The sequence below is a fragment of the Methyloceanibacter stevinii genome, assembly GCF_001723355.1.
Lineage (GTDB): Bacteria > Pseudomonadota > Alphaproteobacteria > Rhizobiales > Methyloligellaceae > Methyloceanibacter > Methyloceanibacter stevinii.
The window spans coordinates 13,417-38,366 of record NZ_LPWE01000013.1; the positions used below are offsets into that span (position 1 = coordinate 13,417).

21 protein-coding genes and 5 pseudogenes are annotated in these 24,950 nt (G+C 62.5%); 15 read left to right on the top strand and 11 right to left on the bottom strand.

The genetic code is table 11. The features are described from left to right. The first annotated feature begins 1,035 nt into the window (after positions 1–1,035). The 5 genes and pseudogenes from exbB (at position 1,036) to AUC70_RS17195 (ending at position 4,899) form a co-directional block, all read left to right on the top strand. On the top strand, positions 1,036–1,926 hold the full coding sequence (exbB, locus tag AUC70_RS12245) for a tonB-system energizer ExbB (protein ID WP_083241534.1): 891 nt from the start codon (positions 1,036–1,038) through the stop codon (positions 1,924–1,926). A gap of 4 nt (positions 1,927–1,930) precedes the next feature. Further along, positions 1,931–2,383 (top strand): TonB system transport protein ExbD, encoded by a 453-nt coding sequence (gene exbD, locus AUC70_RS12250; protein ID WP_069445141.1) that lies wholly within the window; start codon positions 1,931–1,933, stop codon positions 2,381–2,383. A 513-nt stretch (positions 2,384–2,896) separates the two neighbouring features. Then, positions 2,897–3,175: a TonB family protein gene (locus tag AUC70_RS16400; RefSeq protein ID WP_158007440.1), complete on the top strand. Its 279-nt coding sequence runs from the start codon at positions 2,897–2,899 to the stop codon at positions 3,173–3,175. Positions 3,176–3,258: 83 nt separating this feature from the next. Beyond that, positions 3,259–4,553, top strand: a pseudogene (locus AUC70_RS18105) (dicarboxylate/amino acid:cation symporter). A gap of 205 nt (positions 4,554–4,758) precedes the next feature. Then, on the top strand, positions 4,759–4,899 hold the full coding sequence (locus AUC70_RS17195; protein ID WP_158007441.1) for a hypothetical protein: 141 nt from the start codon (positions 4,759–4,761) through the stop codon (positions 4,897–4,899). 68 nt (positions 4,900–4,967) lie between these two features. Here the strand turns inward: AUC70_RS17195 and AUC70_RS12260 are convergent, their stop codons facing one another. Together AUC70_RS12260 and AUC70_RS12265 are read right to left on the bottom strand one after the other, a co-directional pair. Next, complete coding sequence (locus AUC70_RS12260; RefSeq protein WP_069445142.1) at positions 4,968–5,663, bottom strand: sulfotransferase family 2 domain-containing protein; 696 nt, start codon at positions 5,661–5,663, stop codon at positions 4,968–4,970. 74 nt (positions 5,664–5,737) lie between these two features. Continuing rightward, positions 5,738–6,154, bottom strand: a complete 417-nt coding sequence (locus tag AUC70_RS12265; protein ID WP_069445143.1) for a TerB family tellurite resistance protein — start codon at positions 6,152–6,154, stop codon at positions 5,738–5,740. A gap of 132 nt (positions 6,155–6,286) precedes the next feature. On the opposite strand from AUC70_RS12265, the pseudogene AUC70_RS18110 reads away from it, so the two are divergent. The 3 genes and pseudogenes from AUC70_RS18110 (at position 6,287) to AUC70_RS16855 (ending at position 8,268) form a co-directional block, all read left to right on the top strand. Further along, positions 6,287–7,329: pseudogene (locus AUC70_RS18110) on the top strand (ELM1/GtrOC1 family putative glycosyltransferase). Positions 7,330–7,407: 78 nt separating this feature from the next. Then, positions 7,408–7,935: a hypothetical protein gene (locus AUC70_RS12280; RefSeq protein WP_069445146.1), complete on the top strand. Its 528-nt coding sequence runs from the start codon at positions 7,408–7,410 to the stop codon at positions 7,933–7,935. A gap of 90 nt (positions 7,936–8,025) precedes the next feature. After that, the gene (locus AUC70_RS16855; RefSeq protein WP_069445147.1) at positions 8,026–8,268 is read left to right on the top strand and encodes a hypothetical protein; all 243 of its coding nucleotides are present in this window, start codon (positions 8,026–8,028) and stop codon (positions 8,266–8,268) included. Between the two features lie 19 nt (positions 8,269–8,287). Here AUC70_RS16855 and AUC70_RS12290 read toward each other — a convergent pair whose 3' ends face one another. Then, a complete protein-coding gene (locus AUC70_RS12290) occupies positions 8,288–8,686 on the bottom strand; it encodes an EF-hand domain-containing protein (protein WP_141702155.1) in 399 nt (132 codons plus the stop codon). 226 nt (positions 8,687–8,912) lie between these two features. On the opposite strand from AUC70_RS12290, the pseudogene ettA reads away from it, so the two are divergent. After that, positions 8,913–10,570, top strand: a pseudogene (gene ettA, locus AUC70_RS12295) (energy-dependent translational throttle protein EttA). Between the two features lie 23 nt (positions 10,571–10,593). On the opposite strand, the gene AUC70_RS12300 reads toward ettA, so the two are convergent. Both AUC70_RS12300 and AUC70_RS12305 read right to left on the bottom strand, forming a co-directional pair. Continuing rightward, on the bottom strand, positions 10,594–11,322 hold the full coding sequence (locus AUC70_RS12300; protein WP_206599381.1) for a class I SAM-dependent methyltransferase: 729 nt from the start codon (positions 11,320–11,322) through the stop codon (positions 10,594–10,596). A 266-nt stretch (positions 11,323–11,588) separates the two neighbouring features. After that, positions 11,589–12,398 (bottom strand): peptidoglycan-binding protein, encoded by an 810-nt coding sequence (locus tag AUC70_RS12305; protein WP_069445150.1) that lies wholly within the window; start codon positions 12,396–12,398, stop codon positions 11,589–11,591. Between the two features lie 155 nt (positions 12,399–12,553). On the opposite strand from AUC70_RS12305, the gene AUC70_RS12310 reads away from it, so the two are divergent. The 5 genes and pseudogenes from AUC70_RS12310 to metH all read left to right on the top strand — a co-directional run. After that, the gene (locus AUC70_RS12310) at positions 12,554–13,666 is read left to right on the top strand and encodes an ArsR/SmtB family transcription factor (RefSeq protein ID WP_069445151.1); all 1,113 of its coding nucleotides are present in this window, start codon (positions 12,554–12,556) and stop codon (positions 13,664–13,666) included. Beyond that, on the top strand, positions 13,666–14,637 hold the full coding sequence (gene metF, locus AUC70_RS12315; RefSeq protein ID WP_083241537.1) for a methylenetetrahydrofolate reductase [NAD(P)H]: 972 nt from the start codon (positions 13,666–13,668) through the stop codon (positions 14,635–14,637). Before AUC70_RS12310 ends, metF begins: the two co-directional genes overlap by 1 nt. Beyond that, complete coding sequence (locus tag AUC70_RS12320) at positions 14,634–15,695, top strand: homocysteine S-methyltransferase family protein (protein WP_069445152.1); 1,062 nt, start codon at positions 14,634–14,636, stop codon at positions 15,693–15,695. Before metF ends, AUC70_RS12320 begins: the two co-directional genes overlap by 4 nt. 4 nt (positions 15,696–15,699) lie before the next feature. After that, positions 15,700–16,392: a class I SAM-dependent methyltransferase gene (locus tag AUC70_RS12325; protein WP_158007443.1), complete on the top strand. Its 693-nt coding sequence runs from the start codon at positions 15,700–15,702 to the stop codon at positions 16,390–16,392. Between the two features lie 70 nt (positions 16,393–16,462). After that, positions 16,463–19,120: pseudogene (metH, locus tag AUC70_RS12330) on the top strand (methionine synthase); the annotation flags it as partial. Between the two features lie 500 nt (positions 19,121–19,620). Here the strand turns inward: metH and AUC70_RS17200 are convergent. From AUC70_RS17200 to AUC70_RS12355, 5 genes are all read right to left on the bottom strand, one after another. After that, complete coding sequence (locus AUC70_RS17200; RefSeq protein ID WP_158007444.1) at positions 19,621–20,115, bottom strand: GNAT family N-acetyltransferase; 495 nt, start codon at positions 20,113–20,115, stop codon at positions 19,621–19,623. Further along, positions 20,112–20,555, bottom strand: coding sequence for a polysaccharide deacetylase family protein (locus AUC70_RS17205; protein ID WP_069445155.1), 444 nt, complete (start codon positions 20,553–20,555; stop codon positions 20,112–20,114). Before AUC70_RS17205 ends, AUC70_RS17200 begins: the two co-directional genes overlap by 4 nt. After that, on the bottom strand, positions 20,498–20,923 hold the full coding sequence (locus AUC70_RS12345) for a polysaccharide deacetylase family protein (protein WP_206599382.1): 426 nt from the start codon (positions 20,921–20,923) through the stop codon (positions 20,498–20,500). The genes AUC70_RS17205 and AUC70_RS12345 overlap by 58 nt, the downstream gene beginning before the upstream one ends. Positions 20,924–21,235: 312 nt before the next feature. Beyond that, on the bottom strand, positions 21,236–21,976 hold the full coding sequence (locus tag AUC70_RS12350) for a vWA domain-containing protein (protein WP_158007445.1): 741 nt from the start codon (positions 21,974–21,976) through the stop codon (positions 21,236–21,238). A gap of 132 nt (positions 21,977–22,108) precedes the next feature. Then, positions 22,109–23,242 (bottom strand): calcium:cation antiporter, encoded by a 1,134-nt coding sequence (locus tag AUC70_RS12355; protein ID WP_069445157.1) that lies wholly within the window; start codon positions 23,240–23,242, stop codon positions 22,109–22,111. A 120-nt stretch (positions 23,243–23,362) separates the two neighbouring features. Here AUC70_RS12355 and AUC70_RS12360 point away from each other — a divergent pair, with 120 nt between their 5' ends. Continuing rightward, positions 23,363–24,073 carry a TetR/AcrR family transcriptional regulator gene (locus AUC70_RS12360; protein ID WP_244505613.1) on the top strand — a complete coding sequence of 237 codons (711 nt, stop codon included), beginning with the start codon at positions 23,363–23,365 and terminating at the stop codon, positions 24,071–24,073. 61 nt (positions 24,074–24,134) lie between these two features. On the opposite strand, the pseudogene AUC70_RS16415 reads toward AUC70_RS12360, so the two are convergent. Then, a pseudogene (locus AUC70_RS16415) lies at positions 24,135–24,919 on the bottom strand (GH25 family lysozyme). Between the last annotated feature and the right edge of the window lie 31 nt (positions 24,920–24,950).

The following is a 24,950-nucleotide window of genomic DNA, read 5'->3' on the forward strand; positions in this document are numbered from 1 at the left end:
AGCGGGGACGGCCGTCCGAACGGGAGCGACAGGCTGCCGTGGGGCCGGGGTGCGAACGTAGCTGGTGGTGCGGCGTGGCGTAGCCGCCGGGGCCGGGTCGGCCTCAGGCGTGGGCTCGCGCCCTTCGACCACCATGGGGTCGAGTTCGACGCCCGAAGCGGTGTCCGCTTCCTGGAGTGCATCGGGCTCGGACCCGGTGTCGGCCTGTTCTGTCGGGGCGGAGTCCGACGGTTCCGTTGAAGACTCCGAGGTGCCGGATGAAGACTCTGAAACCTCGGCGGACGACTCCGAGACGGTCGGTGAGGCCTCTTGCGCCTTGGCGATGCCTAGACCCGTGCACGCTGTTACAAGAAGCAGCGCAGCCGAGTGAAAGCGAACATAACCGAGCAGGCTGCCAGTAACGGCAGCCGTCTTAGCGAAAATCCTCAATTTAACCCCCCAATCACTTCCAAAAGGCCGGGTCTTTGACCCATTAACCTTCCGTTAAGCGTAGACGGAGGGGTGTTCAGATCAGTACTGAATTCTCCTCAACAAGTTTGTTGAGAGCTGTTGTGCGACAACTTGTTCAGCAACGCATTCTCGGAACAGTACTGCGGGGGGATCAAGAGTCGAAAGCATACCAATTAGTATCCAGGTCTGCTTTAGACCTTCTCAGAGGCTTCAATTCTACGGTCGCGGGGAAATAATCATCTAAGTATATTTGGTCGCAGATGCACTCACAAGGTGCAATGCGGCTAGGGCCATTGGCGCCGCTGACACAGCGTTTAGCGAGCCAACGCGGGCGAGAATGAATGCTCGCAGGCCTTCGGTGCTTCGCGCAGGCGCCCACGTTCGCACACGTGCAGCCAGGGCCGGGTCTTGACAGACCCAGGTCGGTGGGAGAAGAGAGCGGTGCTGGGCGTTGGAGAATATTAGTGCGCTTCTTGAATTTCGGGAGGCGGCCCGCGCTCAGTGCTGCCAGCCTTCTTACGCTTCTCGCGTGGGTTTTCGGAGGAATTCCGAGCCCGCTTGCACCCATCGTTGTGCCTGCCGCCTATGCGCAGGAGGCACCGCAATCCGCGCGCGAGTGCCGGTTTCGCCGCTCGGCGAGACCCCCTTGCAGTCCGAGGAGCGCCGCCGCCGGACAGCGAGTCCTCTGCTTCTGAGGCCGTTCCGGAGCCCGAGGCGACACCGGAACAGTCCGAGCCTGCCGACGACGAGACGGCCGTAAGCGAGGGCGACACCCTTCCGCATAATCTATCTCCGTGGGGCATGTTCATGGCCGCGGACATCATGGTGAAGGCGGTGATGATCGGGCTGGTCATCGCATCGATTGTCACCTGGACGGTGTTCCTGGCCAAGTCGCTGGAGCTGTCGGCGGCCGGAGGCAAGGCGCGTCGTGCGCTGGGACTCATCGCCAAAGAGACGTCCCTGGCCGGCTCCGCGCGGCGACTCGGGAAGGCGCGCGGGGTGGTTCCCGCGTTCGTCGACGCCGCGAGGACGGAACTGAAACTCTCTCAGGGCGGCGCGGACGCGGCCGGGATAAAGGAGCGAGTGGAGTCGCGTCTCGACGGGCTGCGTGTCGCCGCGGTCCGTCAGATGAACGCGGGCACGGGCGTGCTGGCCACGATCGGCTCGACGGCGCCGTTTGTCGGTCTGTTCGGCACGGTCTGGGGCATCATGAACAGCTTCATCGGCATCTCGAAAGCACAGACGACCAACCTTGCCGTGGTGGCACCCGGCATCGCCGAAGCGCTGCTGGCGACGGCTCTGGGACTGGTCGCGGCCATCCCGGCGGTGATCGTCTACAACTACTTCGCCCGGTCGATCGCGGGCTACCGCGCGCTCGTAAGCGACGGCGCGGCCGAGGTCATGCGGCAGCTTTCGCGCGACCTTGATGCGTCACCGAGCACGGACAAGCCTGAGATTCAGGCGGCGGCGGAGTAGCGCGATGTCGATGAAGTTCAACGACGACGGCGAGGATCTCACGGAGAACGGCGAGATCAACGTCACGCCGTTCATCGACGTGATGCTGGTTCTCCTGATCATCTTCATGGTGGCGGCGCCGCTGTCGACGGTCGACGTTCCTGTGGATCTGCCGGTCTCGACGGCCGCCCCGAAGAAGAAGCCGGATAAGCCGCTCTACCTGACCATCAAGTCGGACTTCACGATCGCGGTCGGCAACGACACCTTGGCGCGCGGCGGCATGGCCGCCGCACTCGACAAGGAGACGAACGGGGACCGGAAGCGCCGCGTGTTTCTTCGGGCGGACAAGACCGTGCCCTATAGCGAGCTGATGGAGGTCATGAACCTTCTGCGCGCCGCCGGCTATCTCAAGGTGGCGCTGGTCGGCCTCGAGGGTACGACGGTGGGCGAGGGGCAGCAGCACGTTGACGCTCCATAGCGATGTCTTCAAGGAAAGCGCCCCGAGCTTCCACCGGTGGTGCGAGATTGCGGCGCTGATCCTCGTCCTTCATGTGGGGGGAGGGATCGCGGCGACGGTCACCTGGCCGAAAGAGGTCGAGCCGGATCCTGCCGGTGCGGTGGTGATGGAACTCTCCGCGATGGCGGTCGCGCCGCTCCGGCCTGAGGACCTCGCCATCGGCCCCCTTTTGCGGGAGTCGGTGCCGACGCTTCAGCCCATCGACGAAGCCGTGCCCGAAGAGTCCGAGTTTCCCGAGCTCGCGGAGGCGCCCCTGGCGCCGGACCCCGAGGTCGCATTGCCCAAGGCCGAAATGGTGGAGACGGTGCAGGAGGCCGAAACGGTCGACACGCTGCGCGAGGCTCAGCCGGGCATCGAGTTGAATGCAGCCGCGGCGGTCGCCACGGCGCCGCCGAAATTGGATGCGGTTCCCGGTGAGACCATCACGGCGCAATCCCTTGGCGCGAATATCCGTTCCAACCCCGCCGAGATCGCGTGGCAAAAGGAAATCCTGTTCCACCTCAACCGGTACAAGCGCTACCCCGCGGCCGCGCGCGCCCGCGGCGTTCAGGGTGTAACCAAGGTCGAGTTCAAGATCGCGCGGCGGGCAAGCTGGTGGATGCGCGGCTCATTCGCGGATCGGGGTCGGAGCCCTTGGACGAAGAGGCATTGGCCGTGCTGCGCCGGGCGAGCCCGTTTCCGGAGCCGCCGGACCGGCAGCCCGGCGAGCAGGTCCATCTCGTGCTGCCGATCGAGTTCCTCATTCGGCGCTGAGCCGACATTCACGGTTGACACCGAGGCGATAGAGATGCGGCACTCGAACCGCTTCCTTTCGGCCCGCTTGAGGAGAAATCTCGGTGCGCAAGCTTGCACTCCATTGGCAAATACTCATCGCCATCGTTCTTGCGGCCGTCGTCGGGTCGATCGTCAGGCAAGTCACCACCGACACTTTCGCGCCGGGGTTCTTCGGCGTCAGCTTTGTTTCGGTGTTCGAGTTTGTCGGCGCGATCTTTCTCAACGCCCTGAAGATGATCATCGTGCCGCTGATTACGTCGTCGATCATCGTCGGCGTTGCCGGGATCGGATCCGGCGGCAATATCGGCGCGCTCGGCATACGTACATTGCTCTTTTATGCGGTGACGACGCTGGCCGCTATTCTGATCGGCCTCATCACGATCAACATCATGACGCCCGGCCATGTCGACGGCCAACCCGCCGGCGACATTCTGGCGCTCGAGGCGCCACCCGAAGACATCAGCGACAGGATCGAAGGGAGGGGCGTGGGCGACGTCGTGGAATTGTTCAAGCGCCTGGTTCCGCCGAATATCGTCATGGCGGCGGCCGAGGGGCAGATGCTCGGGCTGATCTTCTTTGCCATTCTGTTCGGTTTCTTCATGACGAGGCTCCAGCACGACTATGCCGAGCCCTTGTTCAAGTTCTGGAATGGCGTCTTTCACGTCATGATGCACATGACCGAGTTCATCATGAAGTTCGCACCGATTGGCGTGTTTGCCCTCATCGCTGCGGTGATCTCTCAAACAGGTTTGCGGCTGCGAGACCGCTGGCCAATTTCGCGCTGGCGGTTGTCGCAGCGCTGCTTCTGCATTCGCTGATCACGTTGCCGCTGCTCTTGCGGTTCGTCGGCCGGGTCAAACCGTTTGCGACGATGCGGGCGATGTCGCCGGCCTTGCTCACAGCCTTCTCGACCTCGTCGTCCTCGGCAACCTTGCCGGTCACAATGGATACGGTCGAAGAGAAGGTCGGTGTGTCGAACCAAGTGTCGAGCTTTGTTTTGCCGCTGGGCGCCACGGTGAACATGAACGGGACGGCGCTTTATGAATGCGCGGCGGCGATGTTCCTGGCTCAGGCTTATGGGCTGGAACTTAGCTTCGGCGTGCAGTTCACGATCGTCACGATTGCGCTCCTGACATCGATCGGCGTTGCCGGGGTCCCGTCCGCATCGCTGGTTGCGATCGCGATCATTCTCGCCGCCGTTGGCTTGCCGGTGGAAGCCATCGGCGTGCTCATGGTCTTTGATCGGGTGCTCGATATGTGCCGCACCAGCGTGAATGTCTGGGGCGATGCGTGCTGCGCCACCATTATTGCGCGGCTGCGGGGCGAGGAGACCAAGGTCGCGATTGGCGCGCCCTAGAGGCCACGGTCATCGGGCGGCGAGGCCAGCTTCGCAACGCGGGGGAGTTGGCTTGGCGTGAGATCGGCGCCGGGCATCGGAGGCACAATTCAGGTCATTTCAGGGCACGCTGCCTTAGTTCGCCCGCGAGGGAACCAACCTCCAGACCGGCGTTTTTTCGTCCGCCTGCAGCAATCGCAGGTGCGTTCAAACGGAGGAAAAGACCATGAAGTATTTCGTCACCATGCTCGCTCTCGCTACCACGCTTGCCGCCGCTGCACCGGCTTTCGCCGGCCCGGACAACCAGGCCGACTGTGAGGCCGCTGGCGGTACGTGGAACGCCGACAGCAGCTCCTGCACGGAGTAGGTCGTCGCGCGGAGCGGCGGGCCGGACGCGGCCTGCCGCACGCGCCCACGACACCATCAGACCACTGATCAGAAATCGTAACCCAGCAGCTCGATTTCCGGCTGATACCAGTTCGCCACCTGCTCTTGGAGCGCCGGCGTGTAGTAGCTGCGGTAGCTGCGTTCCGAATCCTTGTTCGGCGTCACATTGACTTTCGGCACGCTGACCTTCGTCTCGACACCGGCTTGGCGGAGCGCCGTGTTCAGATCCTCTTCCAAATTCTCATAGCGGCCGAGGAAGTCGACGGCCAACGCTCCGTCCAGCATGTAGAGTTCGTGATTGTCCACATAGGCCGTGGGCCGCTGCATGTAGCGCTCGAAGCTTGGACGGGTTTTCTTCGACTTGGTCTTGTAGTTGTACCAGGACACCTGCCGGTCCCACGGATTCCGGTCGAACGCGAACTTGAAGTAGCTGTTCCAGATATCCTCGCCCACATAGTTGCGGATGCGCCAGGCGGGCATGTGCTCGTAGTAGCCGATGGTGGGATGCCAATAACGTTCGGGGCGGCCGAGGAGCTTGCGCCAGAGCGGCCGCTGCGGCTTGAGCGGATGCTCGATCCGGTAATTTTGCGGGCCGAGACCCTTGCGGTCTTTCTCGCTCGCCGCGCGATAGGGCGTGATGACGTCGTCCGGCCCGCAGAGCTGCGAGATCGCGGCTTCGATCGCCGTTCCGGCCGTCTTCTTCGTCTTGATGAAGATGAATTTGTGCTTGTGTGAGAGGATCATGGGTCCGTGTGCCGCGAGACGTGCGGGCGGGACCCTAGTCGGTTCCGGGGCGCCTTCGCAAGCCGGATTGGCGCTTACTCGTGGAGCGAGGCGGCGAGTTCCTCGAGGAGCGCGCTGAGGTGAATCTCCGAGATATGAAGGGCCCTGGCCATCTCATGCAGCTCCTTGCGCTCTTCGCCGGCCACCCGGTTGTCCGCCAGCAGCACGCGATAGGCGGCGCACAGGATCTCGTCCTTCGTGGTCAGGTCTAGGGAGGGAGCCAGATCCGCGAGAACGTTGCGGATATCCTCGGCTTCGTTCTGGTGGGCCGCGCGCGCGACCGCATCCGCCCCCAGCGTCTTTCCGGTGCAGTCCTTGAAGATATCTTGAATGAGGCCGACCTCGCGCGAATCCAGGTGCCCGTCGGCGCTCGCCATGGCCACCATGGCTTTCAAGATCACGTCGCAGCTGCCAATTTCGTCGCTCACGGAGGGCTCCTTTTCTCGCGTCACGGCTCGGCCGCGTAGCGGCTGGGCGGATTGTGCTGAAACGCGTCCGGTTTGCCAAGCACACTTGAAGGGCTTTGAAGAGGCCGCCAGGGTGCGGTATCAACCTGCCGCCGGTCCAGAAGGGTTGCCGCATCGATGTCAGACACAACGCCCCTTCGGGTCATCTTCCTCGCCGACACGCGGCCCGGGCACTACCACATCGCCCAGGGCGTGATCGCGGCCCTGGCGCGGCTGCGGCCCGTCGACGTCACCCGGATCGAGGTGAAACGCAAATGGATCGTCCCGACACGGTGGCTGCGGGCGCGCATCAACGCCGACAGCTTCTATCCGCCGCGCATGCTGCGCATGGCCTACCGCATCGACGCGGACACGCTCCCCGAAGCCGACCTTGTGGTCTCCGCGGGCGGTGAGACGCATATGCCGAATATTTGCGTCACGCGGTTATTGGACGTGCCCAACATCTTTTGCGGCTCGCTCCTGCGGGGGCTTGAGCCGGACAATTTCAGCTTGATCATCTCTTCCTACGAGCGCGATGAGGGCAGCGACAAGCATCTGGTCGTGCTGAAGCCATCCTCAATCGATCCGGACGAGCTTGGGCGGCCTGCGACCGTGCCGCGCTATGGACCGGACAACCTGCCGAAGACTTTGGGCTTGCTTGTCGGCGGTCAGGCAGGGAGCTTCCGGTATCGCGACAGCGAGTGGGCCGCATTGCTCGCCTTTGTCGCGGCCGTGTCGAAGTCCTGGGGTACGCGGTGCTGATCTCTACCTCCCGGCGCACGCCGGACAGCGTGGCCGACCGGATCGCCGAGATGGCGCACGATGAAAGCGTGGTGGAAAAGTTCATTGATTTCCGCGCCGCGGGGCCAGGCACCCTGCCGCAAATCTTCGCCAAGTCGGACGCCATCGTCTGCACCGAAGATTCCAGCTCGATGATCTCCGAGGCGGTGTCGGCGCGGCTGCCCGTCATTGGCGTGTCGCCGCGTGCCGCCCGCTTCACCGAGGACGAGCAGCTCTACCGGGACTTCCTGATGGGCAAGGGCTGGTCGCGCACGATCCCCATCGCCGACCTCACTCCGGAGCACTTCGCAGAGGTTCTGTCCACGATCGAGCCCTTGCAGGAAAACCCGCTCGATGCCCTGGCGCAGAAGCTGAAAGCCCGATTGCCCGAACTATTCTGACCGCCACGATTCGCCTTTTAGTTACCTAGACAATGATATACACTTTTTAAGTGTGCATTTGGCTCTAGAGGTATTGATATGGCAAACGGCGAGGGTGGACTGAGTGACTTCCTGCATACGCAGTCGATGATAACGCCTGGTGCCGCAGGCGGGCTGACGTTGACCATCACCAACACCGTGGGGAATGTTTTTCATCTGCCGCTTGGATATGTCGCGCTAGGCGTGAGCGCACTGTTCGGTGTTGTGATTTTGGCCGTGACGGCAACCGCCCCCGTTTGGCAGAGGTGTGCATTTTTCGTGATCAACACGCTGATCATCTTTTGCGTCGCCATGGGCTCCAATGCGGCCGGTCAGCAGATCGTCCATGCACGTACACAAACCGCGTCGTTTTCGCTGTTCGGGTCTGCCCATGCGCAGAGCCCCGAGGCCGAGGACGAAGCGAGTAAGATTGTCGAAGAGGTCGAAGCGATAACGCGGGATTCAAAACTGACGGCGCAGCAGAAGGTGGATGACATCGCGGCTGAGCTAGAGGCCGGAGAATCCGCGGACACTCAGTCGGACTCCCTGAGCGGTTCAAAGGGCTTCTTCCAGACCTGGGGATTCTAGGCGGCCAAATAAGCGGCAAGGCGCGGGCCCTGCCGCGCGGGGCCCGCGTGTTCGAGCCGTGCCAACCGTATTGGGGTCCGGCTAGCGCCTGTGGCGCTTGTCGTAGTTGCGGCGCTGACGGCGCCTGTCCTTCTGGATTTCGTTGCCGACCACGCCGCCGACCAGCGCCCCTCCAATCACGCCCACCGCGCTGCCGCGCGTGAGCGCGGCGCCGACGCCAATGCCGATCGCGCCACCGACCAGCGCCCCCTCTTGAGCACTGCGGGACGAGGAGCGGTCATCGCCATGGTGGTGATCGCCACACCAGCCAAGAGGGCGAGAGCACGTTTGTGAAACTTGGAAACGGTCATGGCTAGTTCCCCTCGCTCTTCTTCGTTTCGTACTTGGTGACTTCGTCGACGTTCAACGCGCCGTCCTTGTTGGTGTCGGCCGCCTCGAAATCGGCGAGCTTCTCCGCGATGACTTCCTCAAGCGACAGGCTCCCGCTCTTGTCGCTATCGCCGTCGGCGAATTCGGCATCCTTGGCCAGGTCACCCAGTTCCTCAGGCTCAAGCGCGTTGTTGGCGTTCGTATCGAGCTTTTGGAAAACCTCGATGGGCGCGAGCAGATATTCGGTCTTGCTGAGGAGCAAGTCCCCATCCTTGTCGGCCAGGATGAAGTTGACTTCCACGACGGTGTAGTCAGCCTCGGCGCGCCCTGCGGGCAGCGCGAGCAGGCATAGGGCAAGCAGCCCCAATACAGCATTTTTCAAGCTTTCCTCCCTGGGCTCCGGTCTTGGCTCTGTCGTCGGCCTCTTGACCGCGCCAGCTGCCGGGAGCTGGCGGAACTATCATCCTGCCCCCGAGCCATTTCAACCCTGTGATGAGGGAAACATGTTTCGACTCTGATAGGCCGCTACGACATTGAGTTCGCGCGCACGACCCGCTAAAGCTGCGGGCAAATTTCCTCAATTCGAGACACACGCCAAGGGACCCCGAATGGCCAATCCCCAATACGTCTACGTCATGACCAAACTCAACAAGACCTATCCCGGCGGGAAGCAGGTCTTGAAGGATGTGACCCTCGCTTTTCTCCCCGGCGCGAAGATTGGCGTGGTGGGCGTGAACGGCGCCGGTAAGTCCACGCTGCTGCGGATCATGGCCGGCGACGAGAAGGAGTTCACGGGCGAGGCTTGGGCCGCGGAGGGCGTGCGCGTCGGCTATCTGCCGCAGGAGCCCCAGCTCGATCCGGCCAAGGACGTGATGGGCAATGTCATGGAAGGCGTGGCCGAGAAGAAGGCCAAGCTCGACCGCTACAACGAGCTCGCGGTGAACTACTCCGACGAGACGGCCGACGAGATGGCGCAGCTCCAGGACGAGATCGATGCCCAGGATCTGTGGGATCTCGATACCCAGGTCGAACAGGCCATGGATGCGTTGCGCTGCCCGCCCGGCGATGCGGATGTGAGCAAGCTGTCGGGCGGTGAGCGCCGCCGCGTGGCCTTGTGCAAGCTGCTGCTCGCGAAGCCCGACATCCTGTTGCTCGACGAGCCGACCAACCATTTGGATGCGGAGAGCGTCGCCTGGCTCGAACATCACTTACGCGACTATCCCGGCACGATCGTGATGGTGACCCATGATCGCTACTTCCTGGACAACATCACCGATTGGACGCTCGAACTCGATCGCGGGCAGGGCGTCCCCTACAAGGGCAACTACTCGTCCTGGCTCGAGCAGAAGCAGAAGCGGCTGGAGGTCGAGGGCAAGCAGGAAGAGGCCAAGCAGCGCACGCTCGCCCGTGAGCTCGACTGGATCCGGGCGAGCCCCAAGGCGCGGCAAGCCAAGTCCAAGGCCCGCATCAAGGCTTATGACGAACTGCTCGCGGAGGCCGGCGCAGACAAAACGACGAAGGCGCAGATTACCATTCCGCCGGGCCCGCGGCTGGGCGACGTCGTGATCGAGGCCGAGGGCCTGGAGAAGGCTTTCGGCGACCGGCTGCTCGTGGATGATCTGTCCTTCAAGCTGCCACCCGGCGGCATCGTGGGCGTGATCGGGCCGAATGGCGCGGGCAAGACTACCCTGTTCCGCATGATCGTGGGGCAGGAGACGCCGGACAACGGCGCCATCCGTGTCGGCGATACCGTCAAGCTCGGCTATGTGGATCAGTCCCGCGACGCGCTCGACGAGAAAAAGTCGGTCTATGAAGAAATCTCCGAAGGCGCCGAAGTGGTGACGCTTGGCAAGCGCGAAGTGCCGTCGCGCGCCTATGTGGGTTGGTTCAACTTCAAGGGCGGCGATCAGCAGAAGAAGGTCGGCCAGCTTTCGGGCGCGAGCGCAACCGCGTTCACCTCGCCAAGATGCTGAAGTCCGGCGCCAACCTGATCCTACTCGACGAACCGACCAACGACCTCGACGTCGAGACGCTATCGTCGCTGGAAGCCGCACTGGAAGACTTCGCAGGCTGCGCCGTCATCATCAGCCATGATCGCTTCTTCCTCGATCGCATCGCCACCCACATACTAGCCTTCGAGGGCGACAGCCATGTGGAATGGTTCGAAGGCAACTTCGAGGACTACGAGGAAGACAAGAAGCGCCGCCTCGGTGAGGACTCGATCGTGCCGAAGCGGATCAAGTACAAGAAGTTCGCCCGGACCTGAGTGTGCCCGGGCGTCTTTATGGCCTAGCTCGCGGGCTTGACGAATTTCAGCGTCATCCGGTCGCTCTCGCCGATCGCCATATATTTCTCGCGATCCTCGTCGCCGAGAGTTAGCGAAGGGGGCAGAGTCCACACGCCCTTGTCGTAGTCTTTCGTATCCTTCGGATTGGCGTTGATCTCGGATTTCTCAGCGAGTTCGAAGCCCGCCTTCTCGGCAATCGCGATCACGTAGTCTTCGGTTACGTACCCTTTGCCGCCTTTGGGGTCCTGCTCCACGTCGGGATCGCCACGATGCTGGACGACGCCGAGCACGCCGCCGGGCTTCAATGCATTGAACATGGCGGTGAAGGTCGCATCCTCAGCACCCCTTCTCATGAGACTATGGGTGTTGCGAAAGGTGAGGACGAGATCGGCCGGTTCCGAAAGCTCCATGTCCCCCTCGTTGGTGAGCGTTGTGCGTTTCACGTTGCCGTAAAGCTCGGGCGCGTCCTTCATTTTCTGGTCGAAAGCCTCGACCGCTCTCTGACCCGGCGCGTAGGAGGGGTCGCTCGGGCGTTGGGCGGCATAGAACGTGCCGCTGTCCTTGAGGTAGGGCGCGAGAATTTCCGTGTACCAGCCGCGGCCGGGATAGATCTCGACGACCGTCATGTCCGGCTTGATTCCAAAGAAAGTCAGCGTCTCGTATGGGTGGCGGTACGCATCGCGTGCCGTGTTGTCGGCGGATCTGTGATCACCAGCAATCACCTCCTTCAAGTGACTGTCTTCTGCCGGCGACTGTTCCGCGCTTGCGCCTGTAGACACAAGCGCCAAGCATCCGGCGATTAGGGACAGAAGGGTGGTTCTGGTGCGTCCTGAGATCATGATCTTCCCTTGGCTGGTGAGCCCTTGAATTGTGCGTGGGGATGCAGTCTGCGATCCCGCAGGGACCGTCGCACCGATTCAAGACCAGGAGAAGGCAGCGCGCCGTCGGCTGCGCAGTCATCGTCAGGCATACCCCCCGCGCGGGGGGTATGGCAGGATCAGGCCGCCTTCTTTTTGGCGGTCCTCTCCAGCGCCGTCCACGTCTTCTTGCCGACAATGCCATCGGCCTTAAGCCGGTGCGCCGACTGGAACTCCATCACGGCGAGTTCTGTGGCAGGCCCGAAGTCGCCGTCGATGGCGAGAGGATAGCCCAGCTCGTGCAGTTGTTCCTGGAGGTCGCCCACGGCCTCTCCCACCGAGCCCCGATGCAAGACGGGGCGCTTGTCGGGATTACCACCGGCGATGATGAAGCCCTCGATGCGTGCAACGGCGGCCTTGGCCTTGGCGGTATAATGGCGCCGGTCCTCAAGTCCCCTCAGGCCACCGTTGATCTTCCTGGTAACCGTGATGATGTCGTCGCGGTCGCAATCCGGGTTGATCTTACGGTCCTTCCAATATTCGCAAGCGATCCGCAGCGAAAGTCTAGGCTCGGCGGCTTGGTAGGGATCACTCTCGAGGTCAATCCCCAGAGCCTTCCCGAACTTGCGGTAGTTGAATTTGCCGGTGAGCTGAATTAGGCCCCGGCCCTTGTATTTGGGTCCGTCGCGCTTCTTGTCATTCCCGAGATCGAGCCGGCCCTCGTAGGCCTCGCCGCTGGCAAACTCCTCCGTCGTCCTGAATCCTGCCGCCTCATGGCAGGTCTGGCCGATGAAATGGGCAATCCGGAGTCGATTGTTGATGTCGTACTCGTCGAGCGTCGAGGCCAATACCGGGCTGATCTCGTCGATGATCTCCTTCTGACGCCTGGCCCTTGCGCCGCTGAATCGGGGGGCGACGTCGTACATAAGCTGTCCATCGATCGGAATCATGCTCGGTCTCCTTGGAAGCTTCCACTTGCCTGACGGCATGGATGCAATGCCCGGTATACGAACAATAACATAACTATACACGTATAGGTAGATATCAATCCGGGCGGCGGCTTTCGCTATTGCGCATCGCTCAGTGCTGACATAAACATATCTTTATGTCAGATGGTCTCCAGCATACCGCTCAATCGCCCGAGGCACCGTCGGCCGTGGCCGGGAAACGCACGGCTGCGCAAGGCCTGGACTCGGGGCAGGGGCTGTCCAGCGCGCAAGTGCTTGCGGCTCTGCGCGGTGCGGGCGAGGCCACGCGCTTGCGCATTCTAGCGCTGCTGGCGGCGACCGAGCATAACGTGAAGGACCTCACCCAGATTCTGGTGCAGAGCCAGCCCCGTATCAGCCGGCATTTGAAACTGATGGCCGAGGCCGGGATCATCACGCGTTTCCGCGAGGCTCGTGGGTTTTCTTCCGCATCGCCGATAGGGCCCAGGCGCGCTCGCACGCGCATCGTCGACAGCCTCGATCCGTCCGACCTGACGCTGGCACGCGACCGGGCGCGGGCGGAGGCGGTTCAGAAAGCGCGGGCCGAGGCCGCACAGGACTACTTCAAAGCCCATGCCGCCGAATGGGACTCGATCCGGGCTCTGCACGTGGCCGAGAGCCAGGTCGAAGAGGCGATGGAACAGGCGCTGGGCCCCGGGCCGTTCGAGCTCCTGGTCGATCTCGGGACCGGCACGGGCCGCATTCTCGAGCTGTTCGGTCCCCGCGCGGATAAGGCGTTGGGGTTCGACCTCAACCACGACATGCTGGCCTACGCACGGGCGAAGCTGGAACGCGAGGGGCTTGCCCAGGCCCAGGTGCGCCACGGCGACCTCTACAACATTCCGCTGCCCGACGGCGCGGCCGATGCGGTCGTCGTCCATCAGGTGCTGCACTTTCTCGACGATCCGGCGGCCGCCGTTGCGGAAGCCGCGCGTCTGCTCGCGCCTGGCGGCCGGCTGCTCGTGGTCGATTTCGCGCCGCACGAGCTCGAGTTCTTGCGGGAGCAATCGGCACATCGACGGTTGGGATTTGGCCGCGCGCAGCTCGGCCGCATGATGGAGACAACGGGGCTCAAGCTTTTGAGCTTCCAGGATATGAACCCGCTTGGTTCCGCGTCGCCGGACAAGGCGTCTCCGGAAGGCAAGTTGACGGTCTCTCTGTGGCTCGGCGAAAAGCCGGCCGCGACGGGCAAGACAAGAAGACGGAATGGCAAGGTGGAGGTCGCCGCATAATGTCCGGGACTAAAGACACGCAAGGACAGCAACCGCCGAAGCGCCGGTTTCTCGGTCGCGGTGACATTGAGGTTTCGTTCGAGTTCTTCCCGCCGAAGAACCCGGCGATGGAGGAGACGCTCTGGCGCGCGATCAGGCGGCTGGAGCCGCTGCGCCCGAAATACGTCTCTGTGACCTACGGGGCCGGGGGGTCGACGCGCGAACGCACGCATGCCACCGTGGCGCGCCTCTTGAGCGAAACGACACTCATTCCGGCGGCACATCTCACGTGCGTAAACGCGACCAAGCAAGAGATCGACGAGATCATTCGTGAGTATTGGGACCTTGGGGTTCGCAACCTTGTGGCCTTGCGCGGCGACCCGCCGGAGGGCGTCGGCGAACGCTATGTTCCGACCCCGGGCGGCTATGAAAACGCTGCGGGGCTGGTTGCCGGCATCAAGAACATTGCGCCCTTTGTGACGTCCGTGGCCTGCTACCCCGAGAAGCACCCGGAGTCGCCGTCGGTCGAAGCCGACATCGACATGCTGAAAGCCAAAGTCGATGCCGGTGCGGATGGAGCCATCACGCAGTTCTTCTTCGATAACGAAGTTTATTTCCGCTATCTCGACAGGGTGCGGGCCGCGGGCATCGACATTCCGATCATCCCAGGCCTCATCCCCATCAACAATTTCAAGCAAGCTGCCAGTTTCGCGAAACGATCGGGTGCGAGCGTCCCCGATTGGCTGGAGCGGCGCTTCGAAGGGTTGGAGGACGATGCCGAAACGCGCCATCTCGTGGCCGCCGCGGTTGCGGCGGAGCAGGTACTTGGTCTCGTCGACCAGGGCATCACCTCGTTCCACTTCTATACGCTGAACCGGGCCGATCTCGTCTATGCGATCTGCCATCTGCTTGGCTTGCGGCCGGCCAAGGCGTTCGCGCATAAGGCGGACGAGAGTTCGGAGCCGACAAAGATCGCAAAGGTGGCGTCATGACCCGCGAAGAACGTATCAAGCGTCTCTACGAAGCCGTCAAAGAACGCATCCTCATCTTGGATGGCGCCATGGGCACCATGATCCAGCGCCACAAGTTGGACGAGGACGGCTATCGGGGCGAGCGCTTCAAGGATTTCGACCGCGATCTGAAGGGCAACAACGACCTCCTGGTCCTCACCCAGCCCGATATCATCCGCGATATCCATAGTGCTTACTTGGAAGCGGGCGCGGATATCATCGGGACGAACACGTTCAATGCGCAAGCTATCAGCCAGTCCGACTACGGTCTGGAGGATCAGAGCTACGAAATGAACGTCGCGGCCGCGAAGCTCGCGCGCGAAGCGGCCGACGAGTGGGAGGCCAAGACGCCGGACCGGCCGCGTTACGTCGCCGGTGCCATGGGCCCGACCAACCGCACCGCGTCCATCTCACCCGACGTCAACAATCCCGGATTCCGCAATGTGAGCTTCGACGAGTTGGTGGAGGCCTACTCGACGCAGGTGCGCGGGCTGATCGAAGGCGGCGTTGATCTGATCCTGATTGAGACCGTGTTCGATACCTTGAACGCAAAGGCCGCGGGCTTCGCGGTCGAGGAGGTGTTCGACGAGATGGGTGTGCATTTGCCCATCATGATTTCGGGGACGATCACGGACCTGTCCGGGCGCAACCTGTCCGGCCAGACGCCGGAAGCGTTCTGGTATTCCATGCGCCATTTGCGGCCGTTCTCCATCGGCTTCAATTGCTCGTTCGGCGCCGAACAGTTGCGGCCGTCCGTGGACGAGATCTCGAACGTGACCGACACCTATGTCAGCATCTATCCCAATGCGGGGCTCCCCAACGAGATGGGCGCGTATGACGAGACCCCCGGACACATGGCGGGGCTACTGGAGGATTGGGCCAAGAACGGGCTGATCAATATCGTCGGCGGCTGCTGCGGCACGACGCCCGAGCACATCCGGGCGATTGCGGAAGCCGTGGCGCCGTACCCGCCCCGGAAAATTCCGGAGGTCGAGCACAAGCTGCGTCTCTCCGGTCTCGAGCCCTTTGTGCATGGGTGAGCAGATGACAGCCCTGAAGTTTGAGGATCAGGAGCTTCCTGATCTGGATGAGTATGCCTCGCTCGCCGAGAAATTTATTCCGGGCCGGCAGGCGATCTTCGCCATTGTCGAGGCCTCGCTGCTGGAACTCGTCCCCAAAGGTCCTGCGAATATCTTGGTGGCCGGTGCCGGCGGCGGCGAGGAAATCCTACGTCTCGGGAGCAACAATCCGGACTGGTCTTTTGTCGGATTCGACACGCATCCGCCCATGGTCGAGTTGGCGCGCCGCCGCTTGGTCGAAACCCCGGTCGGCGCACGCGCACGCGTGGAGGCAGTGACAATCGAGGAACTCGAGGACAGGGACTTCGACGCCGCCACTTGTGTCCTCACAGCACATTTTGTCCCGGACGATGGAGCCAAGCTCGCTTTCTTCAAGGCGATGCATCTGCGTTTGAAGCCGGGAGCGCCGCTCGCGATTGTCGATGGTGTCGGTGTTGCGGGAGATCCTGAGACCGAGTTACTGCGCCGCATTTGGATGCGCCATGCCGTCCTGAAGGGCGTGGCGGAAGAAACCGCCGCGCGCAATGCGGACAATTTCAAGAAGGTCGCGGTCGTCTCGGCGGAACGCGAGGAAGAACTGCTCAAGGGCGCCGGGTTCGAACGCCTGACGCCGATCTTCCGCGGCCTTGCCATCAAGGGCTGGCTAGCCTTCGCATGATGCAATCTCTTTCGTCCGTCACGGCTAACAAGAACTGGGAACCGACTGAATGACTTCCTCAGCAGCGCAAAGTTTTGTGATGGTTGGTGAGCGGACCAATGTCACGGGGTCCGCCCGCTTCCGCAAATTGATCGAGGCCAACGACTACGCAACCGCGCTCGAAGTCGCGCGCCAGCAGGTCGAGAATGGCGCGAACATGATCGACATCAACATGGACGAGGGCATGTTGAACTCTGAGGAGGCCATGCAGACCTTCCTCAATCTGATCGCGTCGGAGCCCGATATCTCGCGCGTTCCCATCATGCTGGATTCGTCCAAATGGTCCGTGATCGAGACGGGGCTCAAATGCGTGCAAGGCAAGGCGGTGGTGAACTCCATCAGCATGAAGGAAGGCGAGGCGCCGTTCCTGGAACACGCGCGCAAGGTTTTGCGCTACGGCGCGGCCGTGGTCGTGATGGCGTTCGACGAAACGGGTCAGGCGGAAACGGCGGAGCGCAAATTCAAGATTTGCAAGCGGGCCTACGATCTGTTGACGAAAGAGGTCGGTTTTCCGCCCGAGGACATCATCTTCGATCCCAACATCTTCGCCGTTGCGACCGGCATCGAGGAACACAATGATTACGGCCGCGCCTTCATCGAGGCCACGCGGCGGATCAAGGCTGAACTGCCGTACGTGCATATTTCGGGCGGCGTCTCGAATCTGTCGTTCGCGTTCCGCGGCAACGAGCGCGTGCGCGAGGCCATGCACACGGTGTTTCTTTACCACGCATCAGCGGCATGGGACATGGGCATCGTCAATGCGGGTCAGCTCGGCCAGTACGACGACATCGAGCCGGAACTGCGCGAGCTTGCCGAGGATGTGATCCTCAATCGCCGCGACGACGCCACGGATCGTCTGCTGGAGGCTGCCGAGCGCTACAAGGGTGGCGCGTCGCAGAAGAAAGAAGCGGATCTGTCCTGGCGCGAGAAGCCGGTCGAGGAGCGGCTGACTTACGCGCTCGTGCACGGGATCGGCACCTATGTCGAGGAAGACACAGAAGAAGCGCGGCAGCGCGCCGAGCGCCCCCTGCACGTGATCGAGGCCCCGCTGATGGACGGCATGAACGTGGTGGGTGATCTGTTCGGCGCAGGGAAAATGTTCCTGCCGCAGGTCGTGAAGTCCGCGCGCGTGATGAAGCAGGCTGTCGCCTATCTCATGCCCTTCATGGAGAAGGAAAAGGAGGAACTCGGCATCGTCGACCGGCCCGCGGCCGGCAAGGTCCTCCTCGCGACCGTGAAGGGCGATGTCCACGACATCGGCAAGAACATCGTGGGCGTCGTACTCCAGTGCAACAATTACGAGGTCATCGACCTGGGCGTCATGGTGCACTCCCAGGTCATCCTCGATACCGCGAAGGAAAAGAACGTCGACATTATTGGCCTGTCGGGCTTGATCACGCCGTCTCTCGACGAGATGTGTCATGTCGCGTCCGAGATGGAGCGGGAGGGTTTCGATATTCCACTGCTCATCGGCGGCGCGACAACGAGCAAGGTCCATACCGCCGTCAAAATCAGCCCCAACTACCAACGCAACCAGGCGATCTACGTTACGGACGCAAGCCGCGCGGTGGGCGTTGTCTCCGGCTTGATCTCGAAGGAGCACCGGGATGCCCACATCGCAAAGGTTCGCGCGGAATACGTTCAGATGGCCGAGAAGTACGCTCGCGGCCAGGCGGAGAAGTCACGGGCGAGCATCGCGCAGGCGCGCGCCAATGCGCTCAAGCTCGACTGGAAAGACTATACGCCGCCAAAGCCATCGTTCGTGGGAACCCGGACTTTCGAGGCCTACGACCTCGCGGAGCTTGCGCGTTACATCGACTGGACGCCGTTCTTCCATGCCTGGGAACTGAAGGGGACGTATCCGCGCATTCTCGACGACGACAAATATGGCGAGGCCGCGCGGCCGCTCTTCGAAGACGCGCAAGCCATGCTGAAGCAGCTGATCGAGGAGAAATGGCTGACGGCAAATGCCGTGGTGGGCTTCTGGCCTGCAAACAGCGTCGGCGACGATATCGAACTCTATACGGACGAGAGCCGGGAGAAGCCGTTCGCGACCTTCCATACGCTACGCCAGCAAATGGCGCGCGATACGGGCAAGCCGAACCTGGCCTTGGCCGATTTTGTCGCGCCGAAGGAGACGGGACTCCCCGACTATTTGGGCGGCTTCGCCGTGACGACCGGCATCGGCGAGGACGAGGTCGCGCGCCGCTTCGAACTCGCCAATGACGACTATTCGAAGATCCTGGTGAAGGCGCTTGCAGACCGTCTGGCCGAGGCTTTCGCAGAAGCTATGCATGAAAAGGTGCGTCGTGAACTCTGGGGCTACGCGCCGGACGAGAAGCTGTCGAACGACGCGCTGATCGCAGAGGACTATGCGGGCATTCGCCCAGCGCCCGGCTATCCGGCCCAGCCTGACCACACGGAGAAGCGTACGCTCTTCCGCACGCTGGATGCTGAGAAGGAGATCGGCATCAAGCTCACGGAGTCCTGCGCCATGTGGCCGGGAGCAGCCGTGTCCGGCATGTACTTCTCGCACCCGGACGCCCGGTATTTCGGCGTCGGTAAGATCGGCCGCGACCAGGTCGCCGATTACGCGGCGCGCAAGGGCTGGTCGCTGGACGAGGCCGAGAAGTGGCTCGGGCCGATCCTCAACTACGATCCGAAGCGGGTCACCGACGCGGCGGCGTAAAAGCCAACACAACAGAGGAGGCGCCAAGACGGGATCGTCCGTCTACGGCGTTTGTTCTCTGTTGGCTTGATGTTGGCGGCCCTTTGGGCCAATAACTCCCCTTAGATCATTCCCAGAATGACGAGGGCGAGAAAGCTGAACGATAATACGACCGAAGCCACGGTCAGTTTGGCTGTGAATTCCATCGGAAGTTCTCCTTTCCGATTGGAGGGGTGCCCGTTCTGCAAGGTCGTCATTTTACAAACTCCCCGAATTACGTGCCAAGCTGTTTTCTTGTTGCGCCGCACAAATGAATGAACGCCGCAAGCGTTGCCATTCAACGCGTCAAGTGCAATTCGGTTCGCGCGTGATGCATTTTTTTTGATTTTCGGCGCTGGATTGAGCGCCGTGCAGAGGGCTGGCCGGTGCGACATCGTTGCGCGCGGGCCGGTGCATAGCGTGTGGACAATTAGCCCGGCGAATCGGGCTCGAGGCCTTGCTCGCGCCCAAAAACGGCGGTGTTAGGCGAGCGCCTTTCTGAACAGCACTTCGGCAAAACCGTCCGTGACGAGATCGGGCAGCGTCCCGACTTCGACGAATCCGCGGCGTTCGTAGAAGCGCCGTGCGAGGCCGTTGAACTCAGAGGCGCAGACCCAGACATTGCGTGCCCCGGCCCGCTTGGCTTCGGCCTCGACGAACGTCAGAGCCTTGGTCCCGAGCCCGTGTCCTTGATGACCGGGAAGGACGGCAAGGAGCTCGACATAAGGACCTTTGAGCCAGGGAAAGCGCGTGCAGACGACGCCTGCCGTCGCGCCGTCGACGGTGATGGCGTATTGCCGCGTGCCTTCGTCCCCGCCAGCCAGAAAGCGGGAAAGGCCGTCTTCCGGAATTGCCAGGGTCGACCACGGCGCCATTGTCGCGAGAACCGCAGCTAACGTCCGCCGCGCGTCGTCCGTGATGGGGCACAACCACGCGGACCCGAGATCGGCCGTTGGCGGGAAGGCGGAGGCCGTCACTTGCTTTGCGCCCGGCGGCGCTTCTTGACTTGCGCGTAGCGGTGCTGGTCGCCCGGATGTTCGGTGTAGCAGCTCTGCGCGATCACCGGGTCGCCGGCCGCGAGTAACTCGCTCACGGTCACGAAGCGATAGCCGTCCTCTTTCAGCTTGGGGATGGCGATCTTGAGGGCCTCGGCCGTATTGCGGCCATGCCCGTTCGCGTGACCGATCACGATGGCGCCGGAATGGGCCTGGTCGACGATGGCCTTGGCGATGCGCTTGGCGGAGAGGCCGGGATCCGGATCGCCGGTCACGATGTCCCATTGTATGGCGAGCTGTCCCGCATCGGCGACGGCGGACAAAGACTTGGCGTTGCACCAGCCGTACGGGAACCGCATCAGGGTCAGGTCCTCTTGCGGCGTGGCATGCTCCGCGAGGTTCGCGGCGCAGCTCTTCGCCATGAGCTGATCGCGGGCGCGGAGGAAGGCAGCTCCGTTAGGTGAATTTCATCGTCGATTGTGGCCGCGCTCGCTTTCGTGAAATCGCGGTGGGCGAGACCATGGCCGCCGATCTCGAAGCGGCTGTCGGCGATGAGCTGGCCGGCCCGCTCGGGGTGGGACTCGAACCATTTGCCGCTCACGAACAGCGTGGCTTTGACATCCTCCGCGCGCAGATAGTCGATGACATGCCCGTCATAACCCGTCCGATGCCCATTGCTTTCGCAAAGGTCGAAGGTGAGGGCGATGATCTTGTCGTCGGTGGGGACCTTCACGCTGCGGATCGAACCGCGCAACGGTTTGGCCACCGGCGACCGCTCGGGCCGTGCCACCTTGCGCAAGGCCTCGAGGTCCACGCGCGTCGGTCGAAGGTGGAAGCGCGCTCCTTGTCGGTGCCTGTAAGCGCGTCGCTGCTCCAGCAGTGAGAGAGGAGGCTGTCTTCCGGGTCCGCCGCTGTGGGGACACGATCGTCCGCCACGGCAAGCGACAGTCCGGCTATCAGGATGCCAAGGCCGCCGAATGCCCGCCTGCACAGAACCATTGCCGCCCATCCCCAAAGAACCCGATCGACGGCTTCTTGAGCCGGTTTGCCGGCACGCGTCAATGAAAAGATCGGCGATGAAAAGCGAGGGAGCCTTGGCGCCCTAGCGGACTGCGCCCATAGACAATGGCGCCTGCGAAATCATCGGGCAGTCCAGCGTCTTCTCGAGGGCGTCGGCGAGCTCTTCCTCGTTGTTGGCCTTGATGTAGAGCCCGTTGTTCTCATTCGCGAGACACATCAGATCCATGACGCTGTTCTGGCCCGTCCAGGAATAGCCCGAGTAGCGAAAGCCGATCACATGGATGGTGAGCCGCGCCGCGTTGTCGTGAAGCCGCTTGGCGAGCTCGCACGGGGCCCGGCCGCAGGTCTCCTCGCCGTCCGTCACGACGACGATCACGCCGGGATTGTTGCGATAGTCCAGTGCCTCGGCCGCCTGCTCGACCCCGGACGTGAGGGGCGTTTTACCCGCCGGGATGATCCGGTTGACGGCCCGCATGATTTTCTTGGCCGCGTTAGCGGTCGGTTTCAGGGCGAGCGACACGTTGCACTGATTGTAGGGTCCGGGACCGTATGTCACGAGACCGACGCGGCGGTAGCGTGTCGCGCTTGGAAGGACCTGCGCCAGCGCCCAGCGCACTTCATCGATGCGGGGCTTGGAATTGGGAATGCCGAGTTCCTGGTTTCCCGACATGGAGCCCGAAGCGTCGAAGACGATCATGGCGTCGTCCGTGCAGGGCGCCTTCGACGGATCAGCCGTCTCGGCATCCTCCGCCTGCGCAATGGCGGACGTGCCGACCAAGGCGGTGGCTGCAATGCCAGCGACCAACCATTTGCGCCAACGCATTGCAATTCCGCTGCCACGATCTTGCATTTTGTCTGGGCTCCCTAGGCAATTTTGCGCAGCATAACCTAACTCCATTTTGTGCGGAATGGCAGAAAATGAGGGAATTTGAGGGGGCAACCGCCACGCCTGACGCTACGGGCTGAAGATCAGGATCACGTAGACCAAGAATAGCAGCAGGTGCACCACGCCATTGATCACGTTGGTCCGGCCGCCGCCGAAGGTCATGCCGCTCACGAACAGGGTCAGGACCAGCAGGACCGTTTCCAGCTGCGTCAGCCCGAGTTCCGCGTCGCGCCCGGTGATCATGCCGATGGCCAGAACCGCCGGCACTGTCAGCCCGATCGTCGAGAGTGCCGATCCGAGGCAGATATTGATCGATCGCTGCAGCCGGTTCGCCAGGGCGGCGGAGAAGGCGCTCAGGCCCTCCGGCGTTAAGACCAGCACTGCGATCAGCACGCCGCCGAGTTGGTCCGGCAGCCCCAAGTCCTCGATGCCGTAGTTGACGATTTCACCGAGATACTCGGCGAGGATCACCACCGGCAGAAGACAGAGGATCAGCATGATCGTGTGGAAGGCCAGGGAATGGGATGTCTTCCCTTCCTCGCCGGTATCCGAACCGACCTTGCTCGCCGAGGCTGCTGTCCCGTTCTGCTCCGGCTCGTCGAAAAACGAGCGGTGACGCATGGTCTGAATGACCACGAAGGCCGCGTAGAAGAGAAGGGTGATCGCCCCGAACAGGATCGCCTTTCCGGGAGCATTCACCGGATCCGGCGCCGTCTCCGTATAATTGGGAACGACCAGAGCGAACACGGACAGTGCTGTGAGCACCACGAGGAAGGCGCGCGCACCGGCGAGGTTGTAGTCCTGCTCCCAATAGCGTAGCGCCCCCATGATCAGGGCAAGGCCCACCATGCCGTTGAGCACGATCATCAGCGTGGCGAACATGGCGTCGCGCGCCAGCGTCGGGTTGTTCTCGCCTTGCAGCATGATCGAGGCGAGCATCGCGACCTCGATGATGATCACCGAGAACGTCAGGATCAGCGTGCCGTAGGGTTCGCCGAGTTCCTCGGCCACGGCCTCGCCCTGCTGCATCACGGCATAGGCGCACCACATCATGACCGGAAACAGCCAAACGAAGAGCAGGGTGGACTTCAGGTGGTTTTCGAGGTTCGACAGGAGGTCGGCGCCAAACAGGACGAAGATTACGGCCGTAAGGCCGCCGACCACTGTCGGCGCGATTGCGTGCAACAGGATGTGCTTGTTCATGACTGCTCTATGAGACGGGGCCTGCGGGAAGGTCCGCCCCTTGGAATGGCTTGCGGGAACGACTTTGGACTGATTCTGGTACCGGTATAACAGGGGGGAGGTGACGGTGAAGCTAGCCGAGTGACCGGCTTTTATGTAATAGCCGTTTACATGACCGATCCCAGCCGCCGTTGGCAGCGGCGCTCCTATCACCACGGCAACCTCAAAGAGGTGTTGGTGGAAGCCGCGCGCAAACTCATCGAAGAGCACGGCGCCTTCGGCTTCAGCCTTACCGAAGCGGCGCGGCTGGCCGGCGTCAGCCCGGCGGCGCCTTATCGGCATTTCCGTGACAGGGACGCCTTGCTTGCGGAAGTCGCCCGCAGCGGGTTCGAGCGTTTCGCGGCGCGTTTGGACGCAGCCTGGAATAACGGTATCCCGACGCCGCTATCGGCATTCGAGGCTTTGGGCCGCGCGTATCTCACCTTCGCCCGCGATGAGCCGGCCAGCTATGCGGTCATGTTCGAGACAGGCGCGTCGGCGGACGAGGGCGGTGATGCGATCCAAGCGGCCTCCTCGTCGCCGGCTGCCGAAAAGGCCTTCAACGTGCTTCTCGAGGCGGCCGCCGCGCTATGCCGGCAGTTGCCGGAGAGCGAACGCCCGCCGCTGAAACTCGTCGCTATGCACATCTGGACGATGTCCCATGGTGTCGCCTCGCTCTTCATTCAGGAGGGCAGTGCGGCCAAGAAGGTCCCGCTCTCGGCTGAAGAGGTACTGGAGAGCGGCCTGCTCATCTATTTGAAGGGGCTTGGTGTGCTGCCCGAGTCGCCGGACGAGGGCGCGTCCGCGGAGTAGCGCTAGCGGCTGGCGGTTCTGGAGACCTGGCCCGCTTGCGTGGCGCTCGCCTCGAGCCATCTTAGGACCTGATTCCAGTCCGCCCGCGACCCGTTGTAGATGTTGCGGTCGCACTTGCCCGGCACGCCCGGCACGCTTCCCGTTGCGGTGAACTGCCAGAAGGCCCATTTGCGGCCGGGATATCTCTTGTGTGGTTCCGCAGCGACCGACCGGAGCCAGAATGATAGTCCTCGAATTGGCCCTGGAGGATGTCCCTGTGAAATCTCGGGTCGGTGTAGATGATCGGCCGCTTGCCGGTATGGCGCTCCATGGCCTCGAGAATGATCTTGATCTTCTTGAGCGCGAGTTCCCGTGAGACCTTCTTGGGGCAGGTCTTCGAATCCGGGTGCCACTCGAGATCCAAAACCGGCGGCAGCGCATCGGGATCGGCCGGAACGTTCCGGACGAACCAGTCGGCCTGCTCCGAGGCATAGCGGCACCAATAGATGAAGTGATAGCGCCGCGCGCGACGCCTGCGCGCTTGGCCGCATACCAGTTCTGACGAAACTTCGGATCGAGGTGGTCGCCGCCCTCGGTCGCTTTGATATAGGCGAACTCGATGCCCGCCTGGCGGACCCGGTTCCAGTCGATGTCGCCCTGCCAGTAGGAGACGTCGATTCCTTGGACCGGCATGGAATGGGCGCGCTTCACGCCCGCATGCGGCTTGTGGTCCTTCAGCGACCGGGCAACGGCCGTGCCGCTCCCGAACGCGCCGGCAGCAACGGCTACCGCGACGGCAAAACTGATGACTTGGCGATACGCAGAACTCATAGTGACACCCCCAGAAAACGCCCGATAACCGTACATTTTTCGGCGAATTGACGGGGAACTCTCGCGA